The sequence below is a fragment of the Nocardia macrotermitis genome, assembly GCF_009604405.1.
GTDB lineage: Bacteria > Actinomycetota > Actinomycetes > Mycobacteriales > Mycobacteriaceae > Nocardia > Nocardia macrotermitis.
The window spans coordinates 93408-118542 of record NZ_WEGK01000005.1 but is presented as its reverse complement, the minus strand read 5'-3'; the positions used below and the strand labels follow the sequence as shown (position 1 = coordinate 118542).

Annotated in this window: 24 protein-coding genes, 1 tRNA gene and 2 pseudogenes; 12 read left to right on the top strand and 15 right to left on the bottom strand. The window is 66.9% G+C overall.

Features of this window, described 5'->3' with window-relative positions; translation table 11 throughout:
- Positions 1-2: 2 nt before the first annotated feature.
- Positions 3-1580, top strand: a complete 1578-nt coding sequence (locus NRB20_RS13385; RefSeq protein WP_406603821.1) for a dolichyl-phosphate-mannose--protein mannosyltransferase — start codon at positions 3-5, stop codon at positions 1578-1580.
- 144 nt (positions 1581-1724) lie between these two features.
- On the opposite strand, the gene NRB20_RS13380 is transcribed toward NRB20_RS13385, so the two are convergent.
- Positions 1725-2081: a GntR family transcriptional regulator gene (locus NRB20_RS13380; RefSeq protein ID WP_153410449.1), complete on the bottom strand. Its 357-nt coding sequence runs from the start codon at positions 2079-2081 to the stop codon at positions 1725-1727.
- Positions 2082-2089: 8 nt separating this feature from the next.
- A complete protein-coding gene (arcA, locus tag NRB20_RS13375) occupies positions 2090-3319 on the bottom strand; it encodes an arginine deiminase (protein ID WP_153410448.1) in 1230 nt (409 codons plus the stop codon).
- Positions 3320-3445: 126 nt separating this feature from the next.
- Between arcA and soxR the strand changes: the two genes are divergently transcribed.
- Entirely contained in the window at positions 3446-3958 is a 513-nt protein-coding gene (gene soxR, locus NRB20_RS13370; RefSeq protein WP_153410447.1) for a redox-sensitive transcriptional activator SoxR, read from the top strand.
- 118 nt (positions 3959-4076) lie between these two features.
- Here soxR and NRB20_RS13365 read toward each other — a convergent pair whose 3' ends face one another.
- From NRB20_RS13365 to NRB20_RS13345, 5 genes are all read right to left on the bottom strand, one after another.
- Positions 4077-4946, bottom strand: coding sequence for an SDR family oxidoreductase (locus NRB20_RS13365; protein ID WP_319944853.1), 870 nt, complete (start codon positions 4944-4946; stop codon positions 4077-4079).
- Positions 4947-5073: 127 nt separating this feature from the next.
- Positions 5074-6201 (bottom strand): glycosyltransferase, encoded by a 1128-nt coding sequence (locus tag NRB20_RS13360; protein ID WP_319944852.1) that lies wholly within the window; start codon positions 6199-6201, stop codon positions 5074-5076.
- A 95-nt stretch (positions 6202-6296) separates the two neighbouring features.
- The gene (locus NRB20_RS13355; protein ID WP_227833509.1) at positions 6297-8111 is read right to left on the bottom strand and encodes a putative bifunctional diguanylate cyclase/phosphodiesterase; all 1815 of its coding nucleotides are present in this window, start codon (positions 8109-8111) and stop codon (positions 6297-6299) included.
- Positions 8112-8649: 538 nt separating this feature from the next.
- Entirely contained in the window at positions 8650-9084 is a 435-nt protein-coding gene (locus tag NRB20_RS13350) for an effector binding domain-containing protein (RefSeq protein WP_153410444.1), read from the bottom strand.
- Positions 9081-9524, bottom strand: a complete 444-nt coding sequence (locus NRB20_RS13345) for a GyrI-like domain-containing protein (protein ID WP_153410443.1) — start codon at positions 9522-9524, stop codon at positions 9081-9083. The genes NRB20_RS13350 and NRB20_RS13345 overlap by 4 nt, the downstream gene beginning before the upstream one ends.
- Positions 9525-9842: 318 nt before the next feature.
- Here NRB20_RS13345 and NRB20_RS13340 point away from each other — a divergent pair.
- Positions 9843-9915: transfer RNA gene (locus tag NRB20_RS13340), tRNA-Ala, on the top strand.
- Positions 9916-10036: 121 nt separating this feature from the next.
- On the opposite strand, the gene NRB20_RS13335 is transcribed toward NRB20_RS13340, so the two are convergent.
- The gene (locus tag NRB20_RS13335) at positions 10037-11194 is read right to left on the bottom strand and encodes a hypothetical protein (protein WP_153410442.1); all 1158 of its coding nucleotides are present in this window, start codon (positions 11192-11194) and stop codon (positions 10037-10039) included.
- A 79-nt stretch (positions 11195-11273) separates the two neighbouring features.
- Positions 11274-12122, bottom strand: coding sequence for an alpha/beta fold hydrolase (locus NRB20_RS13330; RefSeq protein WP_153410441.1), 849 nt, complete (start codon positions 12120-12122; stop codon positions 11274-11276).
- Positions 12123-12183: 61 nt separating this feature from the next.
- On the opposite strand from NRB20_RS13330, the gene NRB20_RS13325 reads away from it, so the two are divergent.
- Both NRB20_RS13325 and NRB20_RS13320 read left to right on the top strand, forming a co-directional pair.
- Positions 12184-12726 carry a helix-turn-helix domain-containing protein gene (locus NRB20_RS13325; RefSeq protein ID WP_153410440.1) on the top strand — a complete coding sequence of 181 codons (543 nt, stop codon included), beginning with the start codon at positions 12184-12186 and terminating at the stop codon, positions 12724-12726.
- A 10-nt stretch (positions 12727-12736) separates the two neighbouring features.
- A pseudogene (locus tag NRB20_RS13320) lies at positions 12737-12946 on the top strand (Uma2 family endonuclease); the annotation flags it as partial.
- 184 nt (positions 12947-13130) lie between these two features.
- Here NRB20_RS13320 and NRB20_RS13315 read toward each other — a convergent pair.
- Positions 13131-13724, bottom strand: a complete 594-nt coding sequence (locus NRB20_RS13315; protein WP_406603820.1) for a TetR/AcrR family transcriptional regulator — start codon at positions 13722-13724, stop codon at positions 13131-13133.
- Positions 13725-13773: 49 nt separating this feature from the next.
- Here NRB20_RS13315 and NRB20_RS13310 point away from each other — a divergent pair, with 49 nt between their 5' ends.
- Positions 13774-14730, top strand: a complete 957-nt coding sequence (locus NRB20_RS13310; protein ID WP_153410437.1) for a quinone oxidoreductase family protein — start codon at positions 13774-13776, stop codon at positions 14728-14730.
- Positions 14731-14887: 157 nt separating this feature from the next.
- The gene (locus NRB20_RS13305; protein WP_153410436.1) at positions 14888-15946 is read left to right on the top strand and encodes a fatty acid desaturase family protein; all 1059 of its coding nucleotides are present in this window, start codon (positions 14888-14890) and stop codon (positions 15944-15946) included.
- Between the two features lie 42 nt (positions 15947-15988).
- Here the strand turns inward: NRB20_RS13305 and rpoD are convergent.
- From rpoD to NRB20_RS13290, 3 genes and pseudogenes are all read right to left on the bottom strand, one after another.
- A pseudogene (rpoD, locus tag NRB20_RS13300) lies at positions 15989-16966 on the bottom strand (RNA polymerase sigma factor RpoD); the annotation flags it as partial.
- 287 nt (positions 16967-17253) lie between these two features.
- Entirely contained in the window at positions 17254-17946 is a 693-nt protein-coding gene (locus tag NRB20_RS13295; protein WP_153410435.1) for an SDR family NAD(P)-dependent oxidoreductase, read from the bottom strand.
- Between the two features lie 28 nt (positions 17947-17974).
- Entirely contained in the window at positions 17975-18289 is a 315-nt protein-coding gene (locus NRB20_RS13290; protein ID WP_153410434.1) for a putative quinol monooxygenase, read from the bottom strand.
- Between the two features lie 156 nt (positions 18290-18445).
- Between NRB20_RS13290 and NRB20_RS13285 the strand changes: the two genes are divergently transcribed.
- Complete coding sequence (locus NRB20_RS13285; RefSeq protein ID WP_153410433.1) at positions 18446-19303, top strand: helix-turn-helix transcriptional regulator; 858 nt, start codon at positions 18446-18448, stop codon at positions 19301-19303.
- 100 nt (positions 19304-19403) lie between these two features.
- On the top strand, positions 19404-20321 hold the full coding sequence (locus NRB20_RS13280; protein WP_153410432.1) for a hypothetical protein: 918 nt from the start codon (positions 19404-19406) through the stop codon (positions 20319-20321).
- 180 nt (positions 20322-20501) lie between these two features.
- Here NRB20_RS13280 and NRB20_RS13275 read toward each other — a convergent pair whose 3' ends face one another.
- Positions 20502-21569 (bottom strand): acyl-CoA dehydrogenase family protein, encoded by a 1068-nt coding sequence (locus NRB20_RS13275; RefSeq protein ID WP_153410431.1) that lies wholly within the window; start codon positions 21567-21569, stop codon positions 20502-20504.
- A 109-nt stretch (positions 21570-21678) separates the two neighbouring features.
- On the opposite strand from NRB20_RS13275, the gene NRB20_RS13270 reads away from it, so the two are divergent.
- The 3 genes from NRB20_RS13270 (at position 21679) to NRB20_RS13260 (ending at position 24639) form a co-directional block, all read left to right on the top strand.
- Positions 21679-22605 (top strand): AraC family transcriptional regulator, encoded by a 927-nt coding sequence (locus tag NRB20_RS13270; RefSeq protein WP_319944850.1) that lies wholly within the window; start codon positions 21679-21681, stop codon positions 22603-22605.
- Positions 22606-22702: 97 nt separating this feature from the next.
- Complete coding sequence (locus NRB20_RS13265; RefSeq protein ID WP_153410429.1) at positions 22703-23782, top strand: helix-turn-helix domain-containing protein; 1080 nt, start codon at positions 22703-22705, stop codon at positions 23780-23782.
- A complete protein-coding gene (locus NRB20_RS13260; protein ID WP_153410428.1) occupies positions 23779-24639 on the top strand; it encodes a hypothetical protein in 861 nt (286 codons plus the stop codon). Before NRB20_RS13265 ends, NRB20_RS13260 begins: the two co-directional genes overlap by 4 nt.
- Positions 24640-24663: 24 nt before the next feature.
- On the opposite strand, the gene NRB20_RS13255 is transcribed toward NRB20_RS13260, so the two are convergent.
- Positions 24664-25116: a hypothetical protein gene (locus NRB20_RS13255; protein ID WP_153410427.1), complete on the bottom strand. Its 453-nt coding sequence runs from the start codon at positions 25114-25116 to the stop codon at positions 24664-24666.
- Between the last annotated feature and the right edge of the window lie 19 nt (positions 25117-25135).

Sequence of the window (25135 nt, the reverse complement as noted above, 5' to 3'; positions counted from 1 at the left end):
GCGTGACCCAGCTGACGGACGTGCGACCGCCGAACGCGCGCGGATCGAGTCCAGCGCCGCGGCGGCCATCCCCCGATTTCGGTCCGCTCGATCGGGCGCGCGGCTGGGTCGTCACCGCGTTCGTGACCGCGATCGCCGCGATCACCCGGTTCACCATGCTGAACTATCCGACCGACGCGGGCACCCCGGTCTTCGACGAGAAGCACTACACCCCGCAGGCCTGGCAGATGGTCACCGGCGGCGGCGTCGAGGACAACCCGGGGTTCGGGCTGGTGGTGCATCCGCCGGTCGGCAAGCAGATGATCGGCCTGGGCGAGTTGCTGTTCGGGTATTCGCCGATCGGCTGGCGGTTCACCGCGGCGATCTTCGGGTCGGTGATCATCCTGCTGGTCGTGCGCATCACCCGCCGGATGACGCGCTCCACCCTGCTCGGCGCGATCGCCGGAATCCTGCTGATCTGCGACGGCGTGACGTTCGTATCCTCGCGCATCGGCATGCTGGACATCTTCCAGGCCGGTTTCGTACTGGCCGCGTTCGGCTGCCTGATCGTGGATCGCGACGTGGTCCGGATGCGTCTCGCGCGCGCCGACGCCGAGGGCCGAATAGCCCTGAGCCAGTGGGGTCCTCGGCTGGGCGTGCGGTGGTGGCGGTTCGGCGCGGGCGTACTGCTGGGCCTGTCGACGGGCGTGAAATGGTCGGGCCTGTACTACATCGTCGCGTTCGGACTGCTGTCGGTGTTCTTCGATGTCGCCGCCCGACGCGCGTACGGGGTGCTGCGGCCGTGGGCCGGGACCATCGTGCGCGATGTGCTCCCGGCGATGTACGCGCTGGTCGCGATCGCACTGCTGGTCTACCTGGGCACCTGGGGCATGTGGTTCGCCAGCGAGGACGGGTACGACCGCTATTCGGTCGGCAACGCGATCGGCACGGGCGGCACCTGGTCGTGGATACCCGACGCCCTGCGCTCGCTCTGGCACAACCAGGGCGAATCACTGAAATTCCATGAGGGACTGACCAATTCGGCCGGTAACCATCACCCGTGGGAGTCCAAGCCGTGGTCGTGGCCGATGGGTCTGCGGCCGATGCTGTACTACTACGCCGACACCGGCGTCACCGGCTGCGGCCAATCGGTGTGTGTCAAGGCGGTCATGCTGATCGGCACGCCCGCGATGTGGTGGCTGTCGCTGCCGATGCTGGCCTGGGGCATCTGGCGCACGGTGACCCGCTTCGACTGGCGTTACGCGGCCATGCTGGTCGGCTACCTGGCGGGCCTGCTGCCCTGGTTCCTGGACCTGGACCGCCAGATGTACTTCTTCTACGCCGTCCCGCTGGCCCCCTTCCTGGTGATGGGCCTGGCCATCACCCTCGGCGACATCCTCGGCCCCGCCCCCTTCGCCCGCGCCCCCAACGGCCACCGCTTTCTGCTCACCAGCGAACGCCAATCCCTCGGCCTCCTACTGGTGAGCCTCTACGTATCGATAGTCATAGCCAACTTCATCTGGCTCTGGCCCATCCTGACCGCCCTCCCCATCACCGTGGACAGCTGGCACAACCACCTCCTGCTCCCCAGCTGGCGTTGAACCACTCCGCACCGTGAACCGGAATTTCCCGCACGAAGTCGGGCCAACCGCTGGGATCGAGGTGGCAGTGGCCCGACTTCGATATCTACGCGGTTCCCATCCGACGGTTCCGAGCCGACGTGGGATCGAGCTGCGAAACACGTTCTACTCGGCCAGCGCCGCCCGGACGTAGCGCAGGGCGGCTTCGTCGTCCAGGCCGAGGCGGCGGATGACGGTGACGTAGTCGGTGGCGGCTCGACCGGCGGCGTCCTGGGTGGGGTCGCCGGAGGAGGCTATGAAGGAGCCGAGGCGGCCTCGGGTTTCCAGGACGCCGTCCTGTTCGAGTTCGCGGTAGGCGCGGGCCACGGTGTTGGGGGCCAGGCCGAGTTGGACGGCGAGGGCTCGGACGGTGGGGATCTTGGTGCCGGCGGTGAGTTCACCGGAGCGAACGCGGGCGACGATGTTCTGTCGTAACTGTTCGTAGGGTGGGACCGCCGAATGGTGGTCGACCGGGATATCCATCTGCGCCTCTACATCTCGTCCCTGGTCAGCGGGCAGGACAGACAGCGGGGGCCGCCGCGGCCGGATCCCAGTTCGGAACCCGGAATCGTCAGCACCTCGACGCCCGCGTCGGTCAGCCGGGCATTGGTGTTCTCGTTGCGTTCGTAGGCCACCACCACGCCCGGCGCCAGGGCCAGGGTGTTGTTGCCGTCGTCCCACTGCTCGCGTTCGGCGGTGATGCCGTCCAGGCCGGTGTCGATGACGCGCAGTTTGTCGATCCCCATCGCCTCGGCGGCGGCGGGCAGGAACGGCTCGGGGCCGCGCATATCCACCGAACCGTCGTCGCGAATGGCGATCGTGAAGGCGCACAACGAATCCCGCACCGCCGGATACATCACCACCGCATCGGAGTCGACCATCGTGCACACGGTGTCCAGATGCATGGTGGCGCGGTTCTGCGCGATCGGCACCACCAGCACGGTGTGCGCGAGCGAATCCTCGAACAGGCTGCGCGCCAACGCTTCCGCACCCGCCGGCGAGGTGCGCTCCCCCACCCCGATGGCCACCACGCCCGGCGCGAGCAACAGCACGTCACCGCCCTCCATCGGCGCGGTGTGCGATTCGTACGCCCGGCGCACGCCCAGGAAACGGGGATGGAACGCGTAGATCAGATCGGTCAGCGAGGTCTCCCGGGCGCGCGCGGGCAGCGCCAGCGAGGTGATCGCCACCTTGCGCCCCACCCAGAACGAGGAGTCGCGGGTGAATAGCAGATTCGGCAGCGGATCGATGACGAAGTCGGTGCCGTGGTGCATGCGCCGCACCAGCGAGGTGGTGTCGGGCGCGAAGGGCAGTTCGTCGAATGTCATGCCCGCCATCAGGATTCGGGCCAGTTCCGGCGCGGGCACGCCGCGCAGATGGGCCTTGAGTTCCTCGGCGAGGGTGAATCCGATCCGGCGCGCGTCCACCGCCGCGGTGATGCCCATGCTGCGGCCCGCGCCGCTGACCGCGAGGGTGTCGGTCAGCAGATCCGAAAGCAGCAGCACCTCGACCCCGCGCCCGCGCAACACCTCGACGAAGATGTCGTGTTCCTGTTGGGCCCGCTCCACCCACGGAATGGCATCGAACAGCAACTGGTCGTTGTTGCGCGGGGTGAGCCGGCGCAACTCGTCGCCGGGTCGATGCAGCAGCACCGAACGCAGCGTCCCGACCTCGGATGTCACGGAAAACGGTCGCCCGTCGGGCCCACCATCGATTTCCATGATTCGACCGTAGTAGGCCACGCCCGGCTTGGCACGGAATTGGCTGGGCGGGTGCTGCACCGGCTCATGGAGGTCACCGGAGGCGATTCCGGACCGGACACCAAAAACCTCGACTATTGTTGAGGTATGCAGCACACGACCTGGCAGGCGAAGGAGCTCACTCCCGGACAACTGTCCGAACGCAGTGGAGTCGCGGTGTCGGCGCTGCATTTCTACGAACGCGAGGGCCTGATCACCAGCCGCCGCACGAGCGGCAACCAGCGCCGATATCCACGGGAGACGTTGCGGCGGGTCGCGTTCATCCGCATCTCACAGCGAGTCGGCATACCGCTCAGCGAGATTCGCGAGGCGCTGCACACCCTACCGGAGGGCCGCACCCCCAATCGCAAGGATTGGGAAAGACTGTCCACCATCTGGCGGCAGGATCTCGATCAACGCATCGAACAGCTGATCCGCCTGCGCGACAGCGTCAGCAGCTGCATCGGCTGCGGCTGCCTGTCCCTGGCCAGCTGCCGCATCGTCAACTTCCACGACCGCCTCGGCGACCAGGGCCCCGGCGCGCGCGTCCTGGACGTCGCGCTCAACGACCAGTGCGGCCCGTCCTGCGACAAACCCGGCGCCCAGCAAACAGGAACCTGAGCGACACCGCCCCCTCAACACTCGGTTCCGCCAATCCCGTTGAACACCAACAGCAATGTTCGCGGCCCGGCGAGGCTTCGGGGGCCGCGAACCTCCCGCAGCGGAGCGGAGGCCGAAGTTACCGCTCCGAGCTGTTGATCCGCTGGTAGATCCCGTAGAAACCGTCATTCGCCTTACGCATCACGATCTCGTACGGCAGCGCGAACTTCCGCGACCACCAGTACCCGAACCGCACGTCGAACGAGGTGTGCACCAGGAAGCTGTTGCGCTCGATACCGCGCAGGATGATCTCGGCGACCTGCTCGGGCGTCTTGGCGTGCCGCTGAAACTGCTTGATATAGCGTTGAATTCGCGGATCGTCCCGATCCACCCCGGCGATCTCCACGCTGCGCACCAGCGGGGTGTCCACCGCACCGGGCACCACCAGCCGCACCGCGATCCCGTGCCGCGCCAGATCGAAACGCAGCACCTCCGACAGCCCGCGCACCCCGAACTTCGAGGCGCTGTAGGCCGCATGCCACGGGAACGCCAGCAGCCCGGCCGCCGAGGACACGTTCACCAGCGCGCCACCGCGCCCGGCCCGCACCATCGGCGGCACGAAATTCTCGATGACGTGGATCGGCCCCATCAGGTTGACGTCCACCATCCGCCGCCAGTGCCGGTGTTCGAGGTTCTCCACCGTGCCCCACGCCGAGGTCCCGGCGATGTTCATCACCACGTCGAGACTGCCGTGCCGATCGTGCACCTCGTCGGCGAACGCGGTGACCGCGTCGAAATCGGTGAGGTCCAGATCCTGCGCGACCAGCACCTTGCCGCCGTCGTCGCCGATGACCCGCACGGTGTCGGCCAGCCCGTCGGCGTCGATATCGGTCAGCACCAGTTCCGCGCCCGCCCGTGCGGCGGCCAGCGCCGTCGCCCGGCCGATACCACTGGCCGCGCCGGTGATCAGGACCTTCTTACCGCTCACGGATTTCAGGCGATCGTGCACACCGTTCCTCGAATGCTCAATGCCGTCGCCGAATCGATCCGCTGATCGGCTTTCGACGCGCCGGACCCTTTGCCGTGCTTTCCAGGGAGCATACGGGGTGGACCTGTGCGCGGCCCGGATCCGGCTCCTATGCGCCGAGCACGTGCAGCATGCGGGACACCGCCGCGGGCCAGGTGAACTGCTCGGCCCGGCTGCGCGCGGCCCGCCGCCGATCCGCCGACGGCCGCGCCAGCACCTCGGTCACCGCGCGCGCGAAATCCGCCGGATCGTTGGCCGCGACCGCGCCGCATTCGGCGGTCACGATATCGGCCAGCGCCGAGGAGCGGCTGGCCACCACCGGCGTCCCGGCCGCCAGCGCCTCGAGCGCGGCCAGGCCGAAGGTTTCGTGCGGTCCCGGCGCGAGCGAGACGTCGGCGCTGGCCAGCAGGGTCGCCAGCCGGGTGCGTTCGGCGATGAATCCGGTGAAGTGCACCGCGGACCGCCCGTCCGGCAGCGGCGTCAGCCCGCGCGCGCGGCGTTCCAGCGATTCGCGACGCGGCCCGTCCCCGGCCACGATCAACCGCGCGTCCACCCCCTCGCGACGCAGCGCGCCGATCGCCTCGATACTGCGATCCACCCGCTTCTCCACCGACAGCCGCCCGCAGTGCACCAGCAGCGGATTACCCGCCGCGGCGAAACTGGCCCGCACCGAACCGTCGTGCCGATGCGGGGCGAACATCTCCAGATCCACGCCGAGCGGAACCAGCTCGACGTTCGGCGCATCGATCCGCTCGAACTCCTGACGTGCGAATTCGGTTGTGCAGACCACGATGTCGTAATCCTGCGCGGTGCGCCGGTTGGCCACGTCGGCGGCGCGCCGGGCCATCGGGCCGGGCAGCGCCTGGCCGAGCAGCCGGTCCAGTCGTTCGTGCGAGATCATCACCCCGGCCACGTCCCGCCGACGCGCCCAGCGGCCGAAACCGCGCAGCGTCAGCCGATCCGACACCTCGAGCACGTCGGGCCGGATACCGCTCAGCACATCGGCGACCTTGCGCGGATCGACCGCCCGGTAGCCGCGCGTCCACGGAATCTGCAAGGCGGGCAAGGTGATTCGCAGTACTCCGCCGGGCAGGAGCTGCTCGTCGCGACGCGGGCCCGGCACGATCAGCACGACCTCGTGCCCGGCGGCCGCATATCCCGAACCGAGATGATGCAGCGCCGTTCGTAGTCCCCCCGACCGCGGCCCGTAGAAGTTGGCCAGCTGAACGATGCGCACGGCCCGATCGTCCAGCGGCATTCGGCCCGGCGGGGCAACACCGCGTGAACACGGGTGGAAGTATCGTCAACCGGCTGGTGCGGCCGGTCGCGCGGCTAATGTTTGGCGGTCCGCGAGACCCGGGGCAGTTCCAGATCCAGGGGGATCCGCCCGGCGGCCAGATGCGTTTCGACGGCCTCGGGCGGCAGCGGGCGCGCGATCAGGAAGCCCTGCGCCCGATAACATCCCAGCCCGACCAGGGTGCGCGCGGCGACCGCGGTCTCCACTCCCTCGCCGACCACACCCAGCCCGAACGACCCGGCCAGCCCGACGATGGATTTCACGATCGCCAGATCATCGGTGCTGACCCCGAGCCGCTGCACGAATCCGCGATCGATCTTCACCGCGTCCACCGGCAGGGCCTTGAGGTGCGAGAGCGAACTGTAGCCGGTGCCGAAATCGTCGATCGCGATCTGCACGCCCATGCGCTTGAGCCCGCGCAGGGTGAGCTGGGTGCGGGCGAGGTCCTGCACCACGACGTGTTCGGTGATCTCCAGGCAGACCGAGCTGCCGTCGATTCCGTTGCTGCGCAGCGTGTCCTCGATCGATTCCACGAAATCCAGGCTGACCAGCTGTACCGGGGAGACGTTGATCCGGATGACGACGTTGGAGGCCAAACCCTGCTGACGCCACTGCGCGAACTGCGCACACGCGGTGCGGATCACCCAGCGCCCGAGTTCCCCGGCCAGATTCGTCGCCTCGGCCACCCCGACGAACGCACCCGGCGGTAGTAGTCCGCGGGTGGGATGCTGCCAGCGCACCAGCGCCTCGAGCGCCACGATCCGCCCGGTGCGCAGATCCACCTCGGGCTGATAGTGCAGCAGCAGCGAACCGTCCGAGACCGCGCTGCGCAGATTGAGTTCGACGTCGTCCTGGAGTTCGAACTGGGCGCGCATCGCGTCGGTGAACACCGCGACCCCGTTACCGCCGCCGGATTTCGCGGACAGCAGCGCGTGATCGGCCCGCCGCAACACGTCCGCGACCGTCGCCTCGCCGGGAATCCCCACGGCCACACCCACACTCGCGGCCCGGCTGACCGACTCCTCCCCGACGGTGACCCGCCGCGCGATGAGCTGCTGCAACCGGGTGCCCTCGAGTTCGGCCTCGACCGCCTCCATGGGTTTGGCCGGGACGATGACGAACTCGTCGCCACCCAGGCGCGCGATCATGTCGGCGGGATCCAGATGTTCGCGCAGTCGCGTGGACAGCGTGCGGATGAAATTATCGCCCGCGGTGTGTCCGAGGAAATCGTTGAGCGCCTTGAGCCGATCCAGATCCAGGAAGAACGCCGCGACCGGACCCGGATTACCGGGCTGCAACCGCTCCTCCATGTATTCCAGCAGCGCCCGCCGATTCGCCAACCCGGTCAGATCGTCGTGCATCGCGATGTAGCGCAGCCGCTCCTCGGCCTCCACCCGCGCCTGCAACTGCGCGAACAGCGACGCGATCGCCTTGAGCACATTGAGTTCGCGGGTACTCCACTCCCGATCACCCAATTTGATGAAACCCAGCAGCCCGATCGGCGTGCCACGCGAGAGCAGCGGCACCGCCGCCGAGGTCAGATCGGTGATGCCCGCGGTGCGGCGGGCGATATCTCGGTAGGGCGTGAACGCCTTGCCCGGCCGCACGATGAGCGGCTCGGTGGCGTGTTCGACGGCCTTGAACGCGGGGTCCGGATCGTCGAAGTAGACGATCCCGAGCGGGTCCGGATCGGGCACCGCCTGCCGCGGCGGCCACTCGGCGACGAGGATCGTGGCGCGACGCTCGCGATCGGTCCGTCGCAGATAACAGAAGTCCACGTCGAAATGCTCGATCAGGCTTGCGAGCACACGTTCCGTCGCCGCCACCAGGGTGGTGGCGTCGACACCCATCAACTCCGAGGCGACCTGTGTCACCAGTGAGTCGAGTGTCCGCCGAGGCACCTTGTCTCCGATCGCGTCAGCTGCGGGAATTCGTACCCGGCACCGGGAACCGCCTGCTGCGGACCGTAGTGCGGGCGGCATACCTCAGACGGAACACCAACGCCATGATCTCATGGACAGGCCCCTCCGGTAGGCCCAGGAATCTGTCCCGAATCCCCGCCAGTGTATCGGCGAACTCCGGGGAAATCCCTGCGAACACGGGGTGACGGGCCGCTACGACTGTCATGAATTCCTACTCCGTTGCTGCGCGATACCGCGCCCTACCCGAGACCCTCCCGACACCGACCGGATCACGACCGGCGCCCGGGGTTGGTCGCTAAGGCAGTATCCGTCATCGGACAGGAATTGACCAGACATCCGGCAAATCTTCCGAAACCTGGGCGCGAGGTTCGAAATCGTCCCTGGTCAAGACGATGACCTCGGCGATCGGACGGAACAGAAAGACTGGTTGGTTCCAAAATGGCTATCTGATAGCTATCCGCACTGGTTACACCAGGATCGAGATGTACAGCTCGACCTTCGGGCCCCGCCAGAGCTCGATCTCCTCGCGGTAGGCGCGGGTGATCTCGGCCGAGGCGGTCGCGTCGTCGACCTGCGCCCAGACATCCTCGACCGGATCGTGGTAGTCGCCGTTCGGCTCGAATCGGGCGTAGACGCCCTTGGGCACCCGGACCAGCACGTCCCCGGGCGGAATCGCGGGCACGGCCGGATAGTCGTAGGCGACCAGGACGTTGTAGTTCCCGGCCGGGTCCGGGACGTAGACGGTGTAGAGCGCGCGGTCCGCGGCGACGTCGCGATCACGCAACCGGTCGCGCAGGAATTCGATCAGCTCACCGTTGCTGACCTTGAAACTGGGCCGCACCCGCGGCACCACCAGGCCACCGTAGATCGCCTGGTCACGCAGTACGATCGTGTAGCTCATCGGGGATCTACCGCCAGATACAGATCGATCTTGTAGGCGTGCGGGTAACACTCCAGATCCCCGGTGTGGGTGCGTTTGATCTGCTTGTGTTCCTCGGCGTACGCGATCTGCGTCCATAAGTCGGTCATGACCTGCGGGAAGTTCCCCACCGAAGAGAATCTGGCGTACACCCCACGCGGCAGCCGCGCCACGATGTGCCCGCGAGTGACCTGATCGAACGAATCGCACTGGTACCCGACGATCTGCGTGTTGAATGTGCTCATATCCGCCGAATAATCGGTATAAGCGCAGGCCAGCGGCCCACCCAGCTCCTGATGCAGCACCGCCCCCCACGCCGCGTCGAGATCCCGGTCACGCAGTTCCCCGAGCGCGCGCCTGGGACTTCGCACGGGCAGCCCCGCAACCCACGTCTCGTCCCGCTCGACGATCTCAAACTGCATGGCAGACAACTCTTTCGAAGTATTCACGCAGGCAGCCCGCATGCGCAGCCGAACCCATCCGACCAGAGCCGTCATGCTATCAACCCGCCCTGCGAGAGATATATGACACGACCCCCACCTTCCGGTCGGGTTTGCCACACCCCACCCCCTCCCCGATCGCAAATTATCGGCAATTTCACCCCCATCCCACGATGTGAACCCCGCTTCCCGCCCCGGCCCCACGCCGCCTTGTCCCGCAAACCCCTCCCGACCAGCCGATTCGGAGTCTCCCCCACCCACCTGCTACAGTTCTCCAACGTTGGTTCGGAAACGTTCCACGGGGCTATAGCGCAGTTGGTAGCGCGTCTCGTTCGCATCGAGAAGGTCAGGGGTTCGATTCCCCTTAGCTCCACCTTAGGGCGCTTACTAGAACACGGTGCCGAATCAATGCCGTGTAGTAGGACGTCAACGCCACCGCTTCGTTGTGAAGTGGTGGCGTTTTTGGTTTGTGTGGGGTGGGGCGCCGGACACCGTCAGCGGGCCAGCTCTCGATTCGCCAGCACCTCCAGCACCCTGTAGTGCCGCAGGAGGGGCGCGGCGTCGTAGGCCATGATGTCGGCGATCCGGCCGCTCCACGTCGATGCCTCGCGGACGATCGCATCGACAGCATCGCGGTCGCCGACGGCCAACGCGATGGCCAGGTCGAGCGCGGGACTCGGCCCCGGCACGGCGCGGCGGAATTCGTCGAACTCCGGTAGGAGTTCGACCGCATCTGCCGGCGCGAATGCGGCGAGCACAATCAGCCAAGGGCGAATGTGTTCGGGCGAGGCTGCCCACGACAACAACACCCGCGGCACGACGCGGGCCATCGCGGCCGCGGACCGTTCGGCAGGGCCGTGCTCGCCGGGCAGTTCCAGGGCTCCGATGCCGACCAGGGCGCTGAGCAATGTCAGCCGATACGCCGGGGTGAAGTCCGGCGCGGCCGCGAGTTCGGCGAGGTACGGCACGGCGAGCGGGGTCGCGCTGTAGCAGGTGCCCTGGTGGATGATGGCGCTGTACAAACCCTCCTGCACCGTGTCGTCGAATCCCTCGTCGTCGGCGGCGAGATCGCGGAGAATGCCTGGTACCTCTTCCGCCGATCCGTAGGCGTGTTCCAGTGTGTCCCAGGGGATATCGTCGAGCCCGATCAACTCGACCGCCGCGAAGTTCGGCCCGTCCGCAGCGGACATATCGCCGAGTTCATGGGTTGTCCGCGGTTCCGGTGCGCGCTCGGGGAACTCCGCGAACGCTGCCAGCCTCGCGGTCGCCGCTTCGTCGCGATCACGATCGATAACGATCGTCCCGGTGGCGGTGACCAGTTCCGACCGCATCTCCGACAGACCCGAACGGTGCGCTGTGAGGCCGCTCACCGTAGCACCGAATCCGCGGGCCAGGGTATCGATGAACCGTCGTTCGATGCCAGTCCACCACTCACGGTCGTCGGAGGGATACGGCCCCTCGTCGAGGCCGATCACCCGGATGCCGCGGGAATCGTCCGTCATATCGAACGTGCCGACCTGGTGCGTCACCGGTTTCGGTCCGAGGGAAACCGTCGTGTAGCCACGCTCGGCCAGGATCCCGGCCACCTCGGCGGCGTCGGTTTCCGAGAGGAGATCCAGTCTGACCAAACGGATGTAGTCGGTATGGAACATGCGGCCGAAGCTACCGTGACTATCGCATGGATGCGATGGCACAGAGGGGTCGGAGTGATCGGCGTTCCGATCGGCCATGTCACTTGCTCCCGCGATGCCAAGCGTTCACCAGTCGGCGAACTGCGGTAGCGACTTGCTCGGGTCGCTCGGCGGGGACGATGTGCTCGGAGGCGGCATCCTCGTATTGCCCGCCGACCTGTTCGGCGTATCTGTGCTGGTATTCGCGTATGAGGTCGAGATTGCGGGCCTGGTAGCCGGCGGCACGGATCGCCGAGATGACGATGACGCCGGATTTCGGCGGTGCTGGTGGGCGGCGGCGGAATTCGGCGATCGCCCCCGCCACGGCCGCTATTTCATGCCGGGTTGTGGCGAGACCGACGGGAGTGAAGTCCTCGGCCAGCATGGTCGCGTAGCTGTCGACGGGGAACTTGCGCCCATAGGAGCGGGTCAGCATCCGCATGAGCGGTGGGAAGTGGCTCAGTGCCTGCTGCGCGGCGAGGATGCGGTCGGTCTTCTTCGCGGTCGGCGCCCAATTGTCGTAGTTCGGAGCGGCTTCCGGTGTCGGGTCGACGAGGACGAGCCCCGCTGGCGACAGCGTTTCGGCGGCGCGACGAGCGATCAGCCCACCCATGCTGTGGCCTACCAGGATCACCCGCTCCGTCGTGAGCGCCTGGACCAATGCCACCAGGGTCGCCGCCATGTCGTCGATGTTCTGCGGTTCCGCGGCGCTGGCACTGCGGCCGCGACCGGCCCTGTCGTAGGCGACGGTGTGCGCGATGTCCCCGAGTAACGGAACCACTCGATCCCAGAGCGTCCGCCCGGCGCCCGCACCGGATTCGAACACCACCCAGGTGTCCCCGGTGCCGGACTCTTCGAAGTAGATCTCGGTGCCGTTCACCATCATTCGACGCCCAGGAACATCCCGCATCGCGGTCACCTTCCTTCAATACCAATTTTGGTAAAGGTACCATATGTGGGATAGTTGCGGTATGGACCCGACCGAGTTGCTGCTCCACCCGGTGCGATTGCGCATCATCCACGCACTCTCCGGCGGCCGATTACGCACCGCGGGTGAATTGTGCGACCGCATGCCCGACGTGCCCCGGACCAGCGTCTACCGGCAGCTCGGCCTGCTCACCGAGGGAGGAATGCTCGAGATCGGCGACGAGCGACGCGTACGCGGCGCGGTGGAACGCTCCTACCGATTGCGACCCGACCGTCCGACCGTCTCCCCCGAGGCGAGTAGCGCGATGACCTCGCACGATCACCGCCAAGGGTTCGCGGCCGCCATGGCTGTGCTGATCGCCGAATTCAACGCCTACCTCGATCAAGCCGACGCCGACCCCGTCGCCGACGCAGTCGGCTACCGCCAAGCCACGCTCTGGCTCAGCCCCGAGGAACTCGACACCATGCTCACCGGCTTCCGCGACCTCATCGCACCCCTGGCCGCGAACCAGCCTGGTCCGGGCCGCAGACCGTACTTGATCAGCCCGATTCTTTTCCCAGGCGAGAAACCGGCATCGCCGAGCTGACAGCAGTCGGCGCGACGATTACGACGCCAAGTTGAAGACTTATGCGGTGGCGGGTATCCCCGAGTACTTGATCATCGACCCGAAGACGGGCTTGGTGTGGGTCCACAGCGAACCGGAGAACGACGCGTATACCGACGAGGTGACCTATCCGTTCGGTGTTCGATTCACCTTGCCGTCGAGTGCAATCGACGTTGATACGTCGAGCTGGCCCCGCGACTGAACAGCCTGCGCTTCCACGATCAACTGGGCCTTGAACCTCCCCCCGATACGTGGAACTCCCCGACACCGGCCACGTCCCGATGATCGATGCCCCAGCCGCGTGCGCGGCCGTCATCCGCACCACCGCCCACCCAGCCGACTGACCGAACACGGTCACGGCGACCGCGCCTCGGAGGCGACCCGGATCATTCCCGCGCCGGGGACAAGAGGTGGTCCAGGCACAGGTTCAGGGCGGCTTCCAGGTGGTCGGCGGAGCCGGTGGACAGGAGGACGCTGACGCCGCCCTGGACGGCGGTGACGATGGCTGCGGCGGTTCGGTCGGGGTCGAGGTGGGGGGCGGCTTCGCCGGCGGATTGTGTGGCCTCGATACCGGCGCGGACGCTGTCCTGCCATCGGCGGATGAGTTGGGTTGTAACCGCTTGTGCCGCAGGGCTGTAGCGGCCGACGTCGGCGATCAGGACGCCCAGCGGGCAGTGCAGGCCCCGGGTGCGGCAGTCCGTCACGATGACGTCGCGCCAGGCCTCCCAGGCGGCGCGTGAGGTGAGTTCGTTCAGGTAGGGCTGCTGGTCGTCGAAGACTCGTGCGGCTTCGAGTTCGGTGACGGCCAGCAGCAGTTGTTCGCGGCCCTCGGGGAAGTAGTGGAACATCTGGCTCTTGCCGGTACCGCTGCGGCGGCACACGTCGTCGAGGGTGGTGGCGAGGGTGCCGCGTTCCCGGATCTCGGCCGCGGCGGCCTCGACGATGCGGTGGCGGGTCGCGGTTCCCTTCGCGGTGGTCACGATCAGATTGTACTTGCTGGTACATTTTTCACGAAATACCTTGGGCCGCATGAGAGCAATCGTGATCGAGAAACCCGGCGGGCCCGAGGTACTGCGACTGCGCGAACGACCGACGCCGACGCCGGGTCCGGGTGAGATTCTGGTGGATGTCCGGGTGGCGGGCGTGAACTTCTTCGACACCGCGATCCGCAAGCAGGGCGCGGCCGAGATTCCGGGTGCCGAGGGTGTGGGCGTGGTGCGGGAAACGGGCGAGGGCGTGCACGAATTCGCGGTCGGTGATCGCGTCGGCTGGCTGACCATCAACACCCACGGCAGTTACGCCGAGCAGATGGTGCTGCCGGTGGGCAACGTGGTCGCGCTGCCCGACGCCATCGACGACGAGACGGTCGCTGCCCTGCTGCTACAGGGCCTGACCGCCCACCACTTCACCACCGTCTCGCACGCGGTCCAGCCCGGCGACATCGCCCTCGTGCACGCCGCGGCAGGGGGCGTCGGCATGCTGATCACCCGGTTCGTGAAGGCCCGCGGCGGCACCGTGATCGGCCTCGTCTCACGCCCCGAGAAGGTGGAACTCGCCACCGCCGCGGGCGCGGATCACGTCATCGTCTCCACCGGTGACGCCTTCGCCGAACCGGTGCACACACTGACCGACGGCGCGGGCGTCCACGTGGTGTTCGACGGCGCGGGCGCGACCACCTTCACCGCATCCCTGCACGCCCTGCGCACCCACGGCACCCTGGTCTTCTACGGTCCACTCATCGGCGACGTGCCGACCATCGCCATGAACGAGATCCCCCGCAGCACCCGCCTGACCTATGGCGTCACCGAGGACCACATCCGCACCACCGAGGAATTCAGAACCCACGCCGCCGAACTGTTCACCCGGGCCGCAGCGGGCGAGTTGGTCGTCCACATCGGCGGTCGCTACGCCCTGAGCGAAGCCTCCCGCGCCCACACTGACATCGAATCCCGCAGGACCACAGGGAAACTCCTCTTGATTCCATGAAAACCCTTGGGCTGATTCACTTTTCGAGAAACCTAACCATCGAAGCCGCAAGGTAACCCGAGAGCTGCGGTGCGCACCGCTAGCACACCGCAGCCCGATTCCGGGTCATACCAAGGGATTACATCCAACGAGAATTCGGTCGATAACTTCGAATCTCATGACCACACCAGCCCTGGTTCCAGAATCGTCTCCACGATCAGCCCGGTCCGGGGGCGACGGTGATTACGCCCGTCTGTTGCGCCGGGTCTCCGACGCGGGACTGATGACCCGGCGTCCCGTCTACTACGCGGTCCGGCTCGGGCTCGTCGGGATCGCGTTCGCGGGCAGCTGGGCGGCGTTCGTCCTGGTCGGTGACTCGTGGTGGACGCTCGTGGTCGCGGCGTTCATGGCCGTGGCGTGTGCTCAGGTCGCCCTGGTCATGCACGATGTCGCGCACCGCCAGGTCTTCCGGCTGCGGCGGCCGACGGAGATCGTGGGCCGAGTCGTCGGCAACGCCGGTATCGGCCTGGGGTACGGCTGGTGGCAGGACAAGCACACCAGACATCACGCCAACCCGAACCACGAGGAACTCGACCCCGATGTCACACCCGACTTTCTCGTCTGGTCACAGCGGCAGGCGCGGGCCAGCCACGGCGTGGCTCGTCTCATCGGGAGGGCGCAGGCGTTCCTGTTCTTCCCGCTGCTGATGCTGCTGGGCTTGAACCTCCATCTGTCCAGCGTTCGCGCGCTCGCAAGCCGATCGGTCAAACATCGCTGGTTGGAAGGCGCGTTGCTGTTCGGCCACTTCGCCGCCTATCTGGCCGCACTGTTCGCGGTACTGCCCGCCGACAAGGCGTTCGCGTTCCTCGCCGTCCACCAGGCGATCTTCGGCCTGTACATGGGGTGCATCTTCGCCCCGAACCACAAGGGTATGCCAACCCTGACCGGCGACGATCGCCCCGACTACCTGCGTCGACAGGTACTGACCTCCCGCGACGTGCGGGGCGGCGTCTTGACCGACCTCGCCCTCGGCGGACTCAACTATCAGATCGAGCACCACCTGTTCCCGAACATGCCGACGCCGAACCTGCGTCACGCCCAGGTGATCGTCCGCGACTACTGCGCCGAAATCGGCGTGCCCTACCACGAGACCGGGCTGATCTCCTCCTACCGCGAGACGCTGACGCACCTGCACCACGTCGGCGCACCCCTACGCACACAGCAGGACGCCGGATGAGAATCTGTTGCCGACCTCAGCCATCCGCAGGACCATTGCCCACTATTCGAGGTAATCCCGGAGCAACTGCGCGCGCGATGGGTGACGTAGTTTCGACATCGTCTTCGACTCGATCTGCCGGATCCGCTCACGGGTGACGCCGTAGACCTTCCCGATGTCGTCCAGCGTTCGAGGCTGCCCATCGCCCAGGCCGTAACGCAGGCGCATGACGCCGGCTTCGCGCTCGCTGAGCGTGCCGAGTACCGCCCGCAACTGCTCCTGCAGCAGGGTGAACGCTACCTTCTCGACGGCCACGACAGCCTCGGAGTCTTCGATGAAATCGCCGAACTGGGTCGTGCCCTCGTCACCGAGCGGCTGGTCCAACGAGATCGGTTCCCGCGCGATCCGCCGAACCTCGAGGACCTTCGCGGGTGCGATACCCAATTCGGTGGCAAGCTCGTCGGCTGTCGCCTCGCGGCCCAGCTGCTGCAGCAGTTCGCGCTCCAGCCGCGCAAGCTTGTTGATGATCTCCACCATGTGCACGGGGATTCGTATGGTGCGGGACTGGTCGGCCATGGCGCGAGAAATCGCCTGGCGGATCCACCACGTGGCATAGGTCGAGAACTTGAATCCTCGGCTGTAGTCGAACTTTTCGACCGCCCGCACCAGACCCAGATTGCCCTCCTGGATGAGGTCGAGGAAGGCCATGCCCAGCCCGCTGTACCGTTTGGCGATCGACACCACCAGTCGCAGGTTCGCCTCGAGCAGATGATCTTTGGCCGCGACACCGTCTCGTACGAGCCAGGTCAGGTCCCGGCGACGTGCGATCGTGAGACCCTCGCGTTCGGCCTGCAGTTTGTACACCGCATACAGACCGACTTCGATCCGGACCGCGAGATCGACCTCCTCGGCCGCGGAGAGCAGGGGAACTCGCCCGATCTGTTTCAGATACGCCCGTGTCGAATCCCCACCGGCGGTGAGCTCGGCTTCCTTACGCGCCCGACGCAGCGCCGGAGACTCCTGCTCATCCCAGATGTCGTCCGCGACGTCATCTTGCTCCGCCGAGGCGCCGGAGGAATCTCGGTCATCTGCTTCGCCTGCGGTCGTAGCCACATTCGCCTCTCCGAGTGATTCGGGTGGCATCGCGATTCGAGAAACAGGACCGCAGAGAGGCCTCGAGCGGCTCGGCAATCACCGGGACCGATGACCAGCGTACTGGTCCTCGCATCGACACCGGGTCGACCGCCGAATCCCGCTGGAGCCGCGGCCGGTCGCCGGGAAGCCACCCGCGCGTGCGAGTGGCCTTTCCATTCGTCGGCGGACCGATGTCACCAGGGCAGGACGCCGTCGCGATCGGTGACCGTGCCGGTGGGGGCGTCGGGGCCGAGGGTCGCGAGGCGGACGGCGGCGTCGGTGCCTTCCTCGACGGTGTGGCCGAGATGGCCGGTGAAGTCCGTGGCGGACTGGCCGGGGTCCACGGCGTTGAATCGGATGTCGGGGATGGTTCTGGCGTACTGCATGGTGAGCATCGTGACCGCGGTCTTGGAGGAACTGTAGGCGGCGAGGGGGTATTTCGACTCGACGCGGTCGGGGTCGTGGATGAGGGTGAACGAGCCCAGGCCGCTGGTGACGTTGATGACCGACGGTGTCGCGGCCGCGCGCAGCAGGGGGAGGAAGGCGCGGGTCACCCGGACGACGCCGAGCACGTTGGTCTCGTAGACGGTGCGGAACTGTTCGACCGAGGTGTCCTCCGGAGAGACCAGGTCACCGCGTATTCCGGCATTGTTGACCAGGACGTCCAGGTGGTCGAGCTCGGCGTGCAGGGTCTTCGCGGCGGTGGCGACGGACGTGTCGTCGGTGACGTCGAGTTGCACGAACGAGGCGCCGAGTGCGGCCGCGGCGGCGCGACCGCGTTCCGCGTCGCGGGCACCGATCCAGACGGTGTGCCCGGCGTCGATGAGCCGACGTGCCGTCTCGTATCCGAGACCTTTGTTGCCGCCGGTGATGAGTGTGTTGGTCAAGATTCTTCCTTCGAGAGCGCGGCGGGTGCTATCGGGCGGGCCGGAACGGGTGCAGCAGCCGGATACCGTCCTCGATCGAGCCGTCGATCAGTTCGAGCATCTGCGGGACGAGTTCGCGCATCCGGGGTGCGCCGAGGTGGGCGTCGAGGTGTTCGCGGCTCTCCCACCGTTCGTAGATGACGAAGGTGCCGGGGCGGCCCTCGACCCGATGCGCTTCGTAGTCGATGTTGCCCGCGTCGTTGCGGGACGGGGTCACGGCCGCGGTGATGAACGCCTCGAGGTCGGCCTCCCGGCCCGGCTTCGCCTCGGCCTCCCAGAGGACGGTCACGTATCCGTTGGTCATTGTGGGTTTCCTTTCGATCGGTGGTTCGAGATTGCCTCGCGGTCCGGCACCGCAACCAGAGACGAACAGTGCTACCCACGCCGCGGAATGTGGACGGCGGTTCATGGGAAAAGCAGTACGAGGCAGCGTCGGGCGATCCGGGTCATAGTGGTGGTGATGCCTTCTGAAGTTCATTCCCTCGGTGGTCTGCTCCGCATCTGGCGCGAGCGTCTCCTCCCGGCCGATGTCGGTCTGGCGTCGTCGGGCCTGCGTCGCACGAAAGGGCTGCGGCGCGAGGAACTCGCGCAATTGGCCGGGGTCAGCGTCGACTACGTGATGCGGCTCGAACAAGGGCGGTCGCGCACGCCGTCGGCGCAGGTCGTCGCGTCGCTCGCGCGGGCCCTGCAACTGGATCGCACGGAGACCGCGCTGCTGTACCGGGCCGCCGGGCTGACGGCGCCGAGTGCCGGGATCGTGTCGCAGCACATCCCGCCCGGGGTGCAGCGGATGATCACCCGGCTGTCCGATTTTCCGCTGGCGGCGTTCGCGGCGGACTGGACCCTGGTCACCTCGACTCAGCTGTGGCAGGCGCTGTTCCAGGCGCCGTCGGTGACGGATGATCCCGGGCAGAACCTCATCGTGCAGACGTTCGTCGACGGGACCGTGGCCCGCATCGCGACACCGCACGGCGGTACGGACGGCTTCGAGCGGGCGCTGGTGGCCGACCTGCGGCGTTCGGCCGCGGAACTCGGGGGCGACGGTCGGTTCCGGGCGTTCATCGCGGATGTGCGGGCGCGCAGTCCGCGCTTCGCGGAGCTGTGGGAGCAGGGGCATGCGGCCGCGCACCGCAGCACGGTCAAGACGATTCACCACCCGGTGGTCGGGGATGTGACGCTCGATTGCGATGTTCTGACGGTGCCGGATTCGGATATCAAGCTCGTGGTCTATACGACCACCAAGAGCGGGCCCGACGCCGAGAAACTCGAGTTCCTGCGGGTCGGTGCGATACGTGCCGAATTCGCCGGGGAGAGGTGAATCCCGAGCTCGGGCCGGGGGCGTTGCGGCGCAGAGTAATTCGCTTTCGGTCGCGAGCCGGCGGACCTATCGTTGGTGGATAGCCGCGAGGAGGATCGCGATGGTTCTGGTGAGGTTGCATCGTTTCATCTCCTGGCCCGAGCCCATCCTGGCGATGACGTGGTGGCGGGGGAACGTCGACCCGCCCCGGACGACATTCGAGATGTACGCGCTGGACAAGACCTCGTACCGGGATTTCTGGCTCGAGCACGAGTGGACCACCTTCAGCCCGGAGAAGTCGACCGCCCGCGATGCCGCGCGTATCGAAGTCCGGGCGACCGCCGACGAAATCGCCTCGTGGTCCCGAGCCCAGACGACCACCCAGGACGCGCTGCGCAATGCCGAGGTACAGCTCGCCCACGACCTCGGACTCCGGATCGTCGCGGGCGACCTGTACGGCCTGCGGCACGGATACGGCTGGCACGCGGCGGTGCGGAGATTCGGCGGCTCAGCGGTGCAGCAGGCGTTCGACGAGTTCCGCGAGCGGCTCCGCGACATCGACGAAACCTACCGTCCCGTCCGGGAACTGATCGCGACGCGCGTCCAGGAGGCGGGGGTTCGGGCTCGAGAAGAAGCGGCGCGAGAACGAGCAGCCGCGAAGCGAAAAGCCCAGCAGGACATCCTGTACCGAGCCCTGGCCGCGCGAACCCGCTGGAGCTACGAGATCGACGAACCCGATCACGTCGTCCACATCTTCCGCACGGACGACTCGACCACAACCATCCCCGAACTCACCCGAGCCCTCGAAAACCTCTCCACCACAGGCAATTACACACTCACCTGGAACGAACCCAACCGCACGGAATTCACCCGTGACACCGGCATAGACTTCGAAACCTGGTGGCGCACAGTAACACCGGACTCCTGGCCCAACTCCCGAGCCCTCCCGACCCCACCCCGCCCCACCCCCTCCGCCGGCAGCCACACCAGCTACGGAGTAGGCGGCCACACCGGCATCGGCGGCCACTTCGGCATCTGAATCCTGAGCGAAAACGGACCGCGACTCGGGAACCCGTACCCGATTGGCTCGCGCAGCGATTGATCCACACCGTGGGCATGGCTCCCACCGAGGTCGCGGCGCTCAGCCTCGAACAGGCCGTCGATCGCTGGGGCGAATACACCTCGCGGCCTACGGGCTGACTCGGTCGAGGGACTGGCGCTAGGTTGTGACCGCCGTCAGCGCCGATCCGAAACCCTCCACGGCGAGATAGGGATTCAGGTGCGGGTGGCGGCTGCCGACGGCCACATCCCGCCAGAATCGCTGGAGTTCGTTGCCGGTGTCGAAGCCGCTGGCGCCGTGCAGGTCCAGCATTCGCTCGACCGCGGACCGGGCGTCGCGTGCGGCGTCGGCGAGATCCATCCGGAACCGCGAGTCCGCGGCCGCGGTGGGGTCCGGCGAATCCGCCGCTCGCGCAATCGAGAACATCGTGTTCTCGGCGCGGCCGACCAGATGGGTCGCCTCGGCCAGCCAGTGCCGGGCGCCCGGCGACTCGCCCATGCGGGTGTACGAGGTCATGTGCGGTTTGCGGGGGGAATCGAACATCGCCTCGATGCGGTCGAGCGCGCCGCGGGCGGCCCCGACGACGGGTCCGAGCGTGGTCAGCGCGTACAGCAGCTGGTCCGCCGCGCCGAAGCCGGACATCGGCGCGACTCGCGCGGACGGCACCGGGACGTCCTCGGCGACCAGGGTGTGGCTGCCCGTGCCGCGCATCCCGGCCATCCGCCAGGTCGGTTCCACGACCAGGTCGTCCAGCGGCACGACGGCGAAGGAAAACGCGCCCTCGACCATCACCGCGACGCCGGCCCAGGCCGCGTCCCGGCATCCGGACACGTTCGGCCAGCGACCGTTCAGGCGGATGCCGCCGGACACCCGCTCGGCCTGCGCGCCGGGCATTCCGGAGCCGCAGAACAGCGCGTCCGGGTCGGCGAACGGATCGAACGCATCGGGCTCCGGAAAGCTCGCGGCGACAAGGTTCTTGGCGGTGACGCAGGTGCCCGCGACCCAGGCCGTCGCGGGACACGCCCGTCCCAGCTCGGCCAGATACCGGGTGATGGTCCGCACGTCGGACCAGTTGCCGCCGCGCTCGCGCGGGGTGCGCAGGGCGAGAATTCCGCTGCGGCGCAACGCATCCAGGCTCTCGGCGGCGGGACGCAGGTCCTGCTCGGTCTTGTCGGCGTGGGCGCGCAGCACGGCGGCCGCCTCGTGCACGGTGGCGTCATCGATCATGCGATCGAGCCAACCACCGACGCATACACCCGGAACATACGCGAAACGTCCCGGTTCATACGCGGTTGTGCCCGCTGGCCGATGCGGCCGGTCATTTATCATCGGTGGAGTGGATCTGCTCAGCGAACTGATACGGACCATGCGTGTCGGCAGCGCCAATTCTCGGGTGATCCGGCATTCCGGAGGCCGTGGACTGCGATTCGCCGGGTTCGCCGGGAGCGGATTCCACATCGTGCTGCGGGGCACGTGCTGGCTGATCACCGAACATCAGCAGCCGGTCGAACTGCACCCGGGCGACGTGGTACTCGCTCCCTCCGGCGCCGAGCACGGCCTGAGCAATCGCCCCTGCGCACTGCGGGAACTCTCCGTACTGATGCCGGTACAACCGTCGCCGGAACCCGCGGACTTCGAATTCCTCTGCGGCGCTTACCGACTCACCCACGGCAACGCCCCGCAGTATCTGCGGTCGCTTCCCGGCCTGCTCACCGTCTCACTCGATTACGAACGCCACCCGCAGCTCAACGCGCTGATCGAACTCCTCGAGGCCGACGTGTCCAGCGCGGTGCCGGGAGCCGGTGCGACGGTGCCCGCGCTACTGGATCTGATCCTGGTGCACGTACTGCGCCGATGGCACGAACTCAATGCCACCGAGCACGCCGCGCCCGCGGACACGGCGATCGCGGCCGCGGTGCAGCAGATCCACGCCGCCCCGCAACACCAATGGACCGTGGCACGACTCAGCGAGGCCGCCGGACTACCACGCACCTCGTTCACCAGGCGCTTCACCGAGGCACTCGGCCAGCCCCCGATGCGCTACGTCACCGGCCTGCGCCTCAACCGGGGCGCTCAACTACTCCGCGAGTCCGACGCCCCACTGGCCACGATCGCCCGCGAGGTCGGCTACGCCACCGAGTTCGCGTTCGCAGGCGCGTTCCGCCGCGAATACGGCATCTCCCCCGGCCGCTTCCGCCGTTCCGGCGCGGCACCGGTCCGAATCGGAGGCATGAGCGAGGACCGCGCCCACACCGCCGAATGACCGAGGCGCGCACAGCAATCAACTGTCGCGGCACTACGGCTTCCGATAACGCGGTAGGTTGACCTTTCATGTTTCGCTAAATAGCATGTTTCCCCTAATGGGAAACAAGAGATTTCGGGAAACACCGCTGATCGACGATGCTCTCGAGAGCGTCGCCATGCTACTTCCCGCCTCCTGGCACATCGACAAGCGCCAGAGCGCATTCGACGACCACCGTTTCGACGCAGTCGTCGAATTGACGGGTCCAACCGACGAGAAAGCCACGTTCGTCGTGGAGGCCAGGCAATCCATGCCGGTGCCGCTGCTGATTCCAGCTCTCCGTGAACTCGAGCGTACAAGCGGGATGCCGGTGCTGTTCGTGTCGGACTACATCGGGCCGCCCCTTCGCGATGCGCTGACCTCTGCGGAGTTCAGTTTCGCCGATGCCACCGGCTGGGTTCGAATGACTTCCACGTCCCCCTTGGTCCTCCTCACCGGACAGGGCGCTGCCCGCGCACCGCGCCCTCCACGGTCGAGCGCCGTCACCCGACTCAATGGACTCGCTGCGAGCCGGACCATCCGCGTACTTGCGACCGCGGATCTCCCTATAGGGATCCGCGACCTGGCCATTCTTGCCGATGTCTCGCCAGGCTCCGTCTCCAAACTCATGACCACCCTGACCGCGGAGGGCATCGTCGACCGCGACGGAACCGGCAGGGTTCTCGCCGTCAGTCGACGGGCACTGCTCAGGCGGTGGGTGCTCGATTATTCCTTCGCGAAGACGAACTCATCGGTCGGCTACTACATAGCGCCCAGAGGCTTGGAACGGACACTCCTCAGACTCGCTGAGGAGAAAAAAGTCGCGATCACGGGATCGGCCGCCGCGCGCCGGTTGTTGCCGGAAACGATGGTACCTGTGGTGCCGCTACGGCTGCTGGCGATCTACGCAACACAACCAACCGAGTTGGCCGACAACCTCAAGTTGATCGACGGCGATCCGACGACCACGAATGTCGTCATCGCACGACCGCAAGACCCCGAGTTGCTCGCTCCACCACATGATGACCATCTCACTACGGCACCGCTTCCGCTCGTGATCGCGGATCTGCTCACTCTTCCCGGTCGGTCAGACGCAGAAGCCGAACAGCTCATGGATGCACTTGCCGACAACAACGAAGCATGGAGGGAACGACCTTGAACAACCTGGCGCCAGAGTACGTCGCCGCACGGCGGGTACTGCTCGATGCGCTCGTGGCACTCGAAGACCATCTGGACAATCTCATACTCGTCGGTGCCCAGGCCATCTACTATCACGCCGGATCGGCCGATCTGAACGTGCCGCTCATGACGACGGACGCCGATCTGACTGTCGACACTCGAGGACTCGCCGACGCCCCGGAAATCGGCGGAGTAATGCGGGCTGCGGGTTTCACCCCCGGGCCGAATCCCGGGCACTGGGTGGCGGCAAGCAACGTCGCCGTCGACCTGATGGTGGTGCCGCATCAGGCAGGTACGGTCAAAGCCTCCGCCCGCGCCGCGCGAATCACTCCTCATGACAAGCTCACCGCCCGAATCGCCCGTGGGCTCGAACCCGCGTTGGTCGACAACGAAATCGTTTCCATCGCTGCGTTCGAGCCCGATGACTCCAGGAAGCACTGCCTCCGAGTGGCTGGACCGGCGGCACTGGTGACTGCGAAAGCTATCAAGGTCGGCGAGCGCCTGGGCCAAGTTGATCGTCAGCCCGACCGGCTCAAAGAAAAGGATGCGCTCGATATATTCCGACTTCTGCAGGCGATCGAAGTCTCCGACCTCGTCAACGGATTCGAGAAGCACAGGGAAGACGAGTATGCCGCAGCCGCAACCGCTGATGCACTCGACATCCTTCGAGCGCATGGGACGACGCCGAGTAAACAGCTCGCACAACTTGCCGCAGTAGCAGCTCAGGATGACCCGATCGTCGCCCCGGCCTTCGCAGCTCTGGTCGATGAATTGCTCGACGCGTTGCAGATGCGACCGACCATGCGCACTCCCGGATCAGCCTCGGCCGGGCGGTGATTCGCGACTGACGGAGTCCGTTGTTCAGCTGGTTTGGGTGCCGGACCAGCCGAAGCTGAAGCTGTGGCCCTTCGAGGTGCAGCTGACGGCGCCGCGGCCGCCGCCGGAGCAGGTCGCTCCCGCGTAGTTGATGGTGCTGCCGTAGCCGTCGCCCGCGGGGAGGGTGAGGCTGCCTGCTCGGCCGTGTTGGCCGAGGAGTCCGAAGGTGGGGTGGGCGGGTAGGAAGGGCAGGTCGATCGACAGGTCGGTGATCGGAATGACGTTGTACCACTTGGCCATACCCGCCGGGATGTCGCAACCGACGTCACCGTTGGACTGGATCGAGCAGTTCGCGCCGTCGACGCTGAAATAGGCGGTGGCGCCGACCAGATACGGCGTCACATCGACGCTGGGCGGCGCGGCATTCGCGCCGGCGGCACCGGCCAGCGAGAGCGCGAGCGCGGCGACGGCCACACCGACGAATCTGTGTGCTTTCATGGAATCTCCTGAGAATCAA

What these genes read in the sequence shown, in the direction of transcription:
- NRB20_RS13330 (WP_153410441.1), bottom strand. Translation starts at nt 12,122, where the DNA reads ATGCGGGATGTTCCTGGGCGTCGAATGATGGTGAACGGCACCGAGATC.
- NRB20_RS13350 (WP_153410444.1), bottom strand. Translation starts at nt 9,084, where the DNA reads ATGAGCTACACGATCGTACTGCGTGACCAGGCGATCTACGGTGGCCTG.
- NRB20_RS13275 (WP_153410431.1), bottom strand. Translation starts at nt 21,569, where the DNA reads ATGATCGATGACGCCACCGTGCACGAGGCGGCCGCCGTGCTGCGCGCC.
- NRB20_RS13285 (WP_153410433.1), top strand. Translation starts at nt 18,446, where the DNA reads ATGCCTTCTGAAGTTCATTCCCTCGGTGGTCTGCTCCGCATCTGGCGC.
- NRB20_RS13305 (WP_153410436.1), top strand. Translation starts at nt 14,888, where the DNA reads ATGACCACACCAGCCCTGGTTCCAGAATCGTCTCCACGATCAGCCCGG.
- NRB20_RS13265 (WP_153410429.1), top strand. Translation starts at nt 22,703, where the DNA reads ATGGGAAACAAGAGATTTCGGGAAACACCGCTGATCGACGATGCTCTC.
- arcA (WP_153410448.1), bottom strand. Translation starts at nt 3,319, where the DNA reads ATGGAAATCGATGGTGGGCCCGACGGGCGACCGTTTTCCGTGACATCC.
- NRB20_RS13280 (WP_153410432.1), top strand. Translation starts at nt 19,404, where the DNA reads ATGGTTCTGGTGAGGTTGCATCGTTTCATCTCCTGGCCCGAGCCCATC.
- NRB20_RS13310 (WP_153410437.1), top strand. Translation starts at nt 13,774, where the DNA reads ATGAGAGCAATCGTGATCGAGAAACCCGGCGGGCCCGAGGTACTGCGA.
- NRB20_RS13380 (WP_153410449.1), bottom strand. Translation starts at nt 2,081, where the DNA reads ATGGATATCCCGGTCGACCACCATTCGGCGGTCCCACCCTACGAACAG.
- NRB20_RS13345 (WP_153410443.1), bottom strand. Translation starts at nt 9,524, where the DNA reads ATGCAGTTTGAGATCGTCGAGCGGGACGAGACGTGGGTTGCGGGGCTG.
- NRB20_RS13290 (WP_153410434.1), bottom strand. Translation starts at nt 18,289, where the DNA reads ATGACCAACGGATACGTGACCGTCCTCTGGGAGGCCGAGGCGAAGCCG.
- NRB20_RS13355 (WP_227833509.1), bottom strand. Translation starts at nt 8,111, where the DNA reads ATGGGTGTCGACGCCACCACCCTGGTGGCGGCGACGGAACGTGTGCTC.
- NRB20_RS13335 (WP_153410442.1), bottom strand. Translation starts at nt 11,194, where the DNA reads ATGTTCCATACCGACTACATCCGTTTGGTCAGACTGGATCTCCTCTCG.
- soxR (WP_153410447.1), top strand. Translation starts at nt 3,446, where the DNA reads ATGCAGCACACGACCTGGCAGGCGAAGGAGCTCACTCCCGGACAACTG.
- NRB20_RS13255 (WP_153410427.1), bottom strand. Translation starts at nt 25,116, where the DNA reads ATGAAAGCACACAGATTCGTCGGTGTGGCCGTCGCCGCGCTCGCGCTC.
- NRB20_RS13325 (WP_153410440.1), top strand. Translation starts at nt 12,184, where the DNA reads ATGGACCCGACCGAGTTGCTGCTCCACCCGGTGCGATTGCGCATCATC.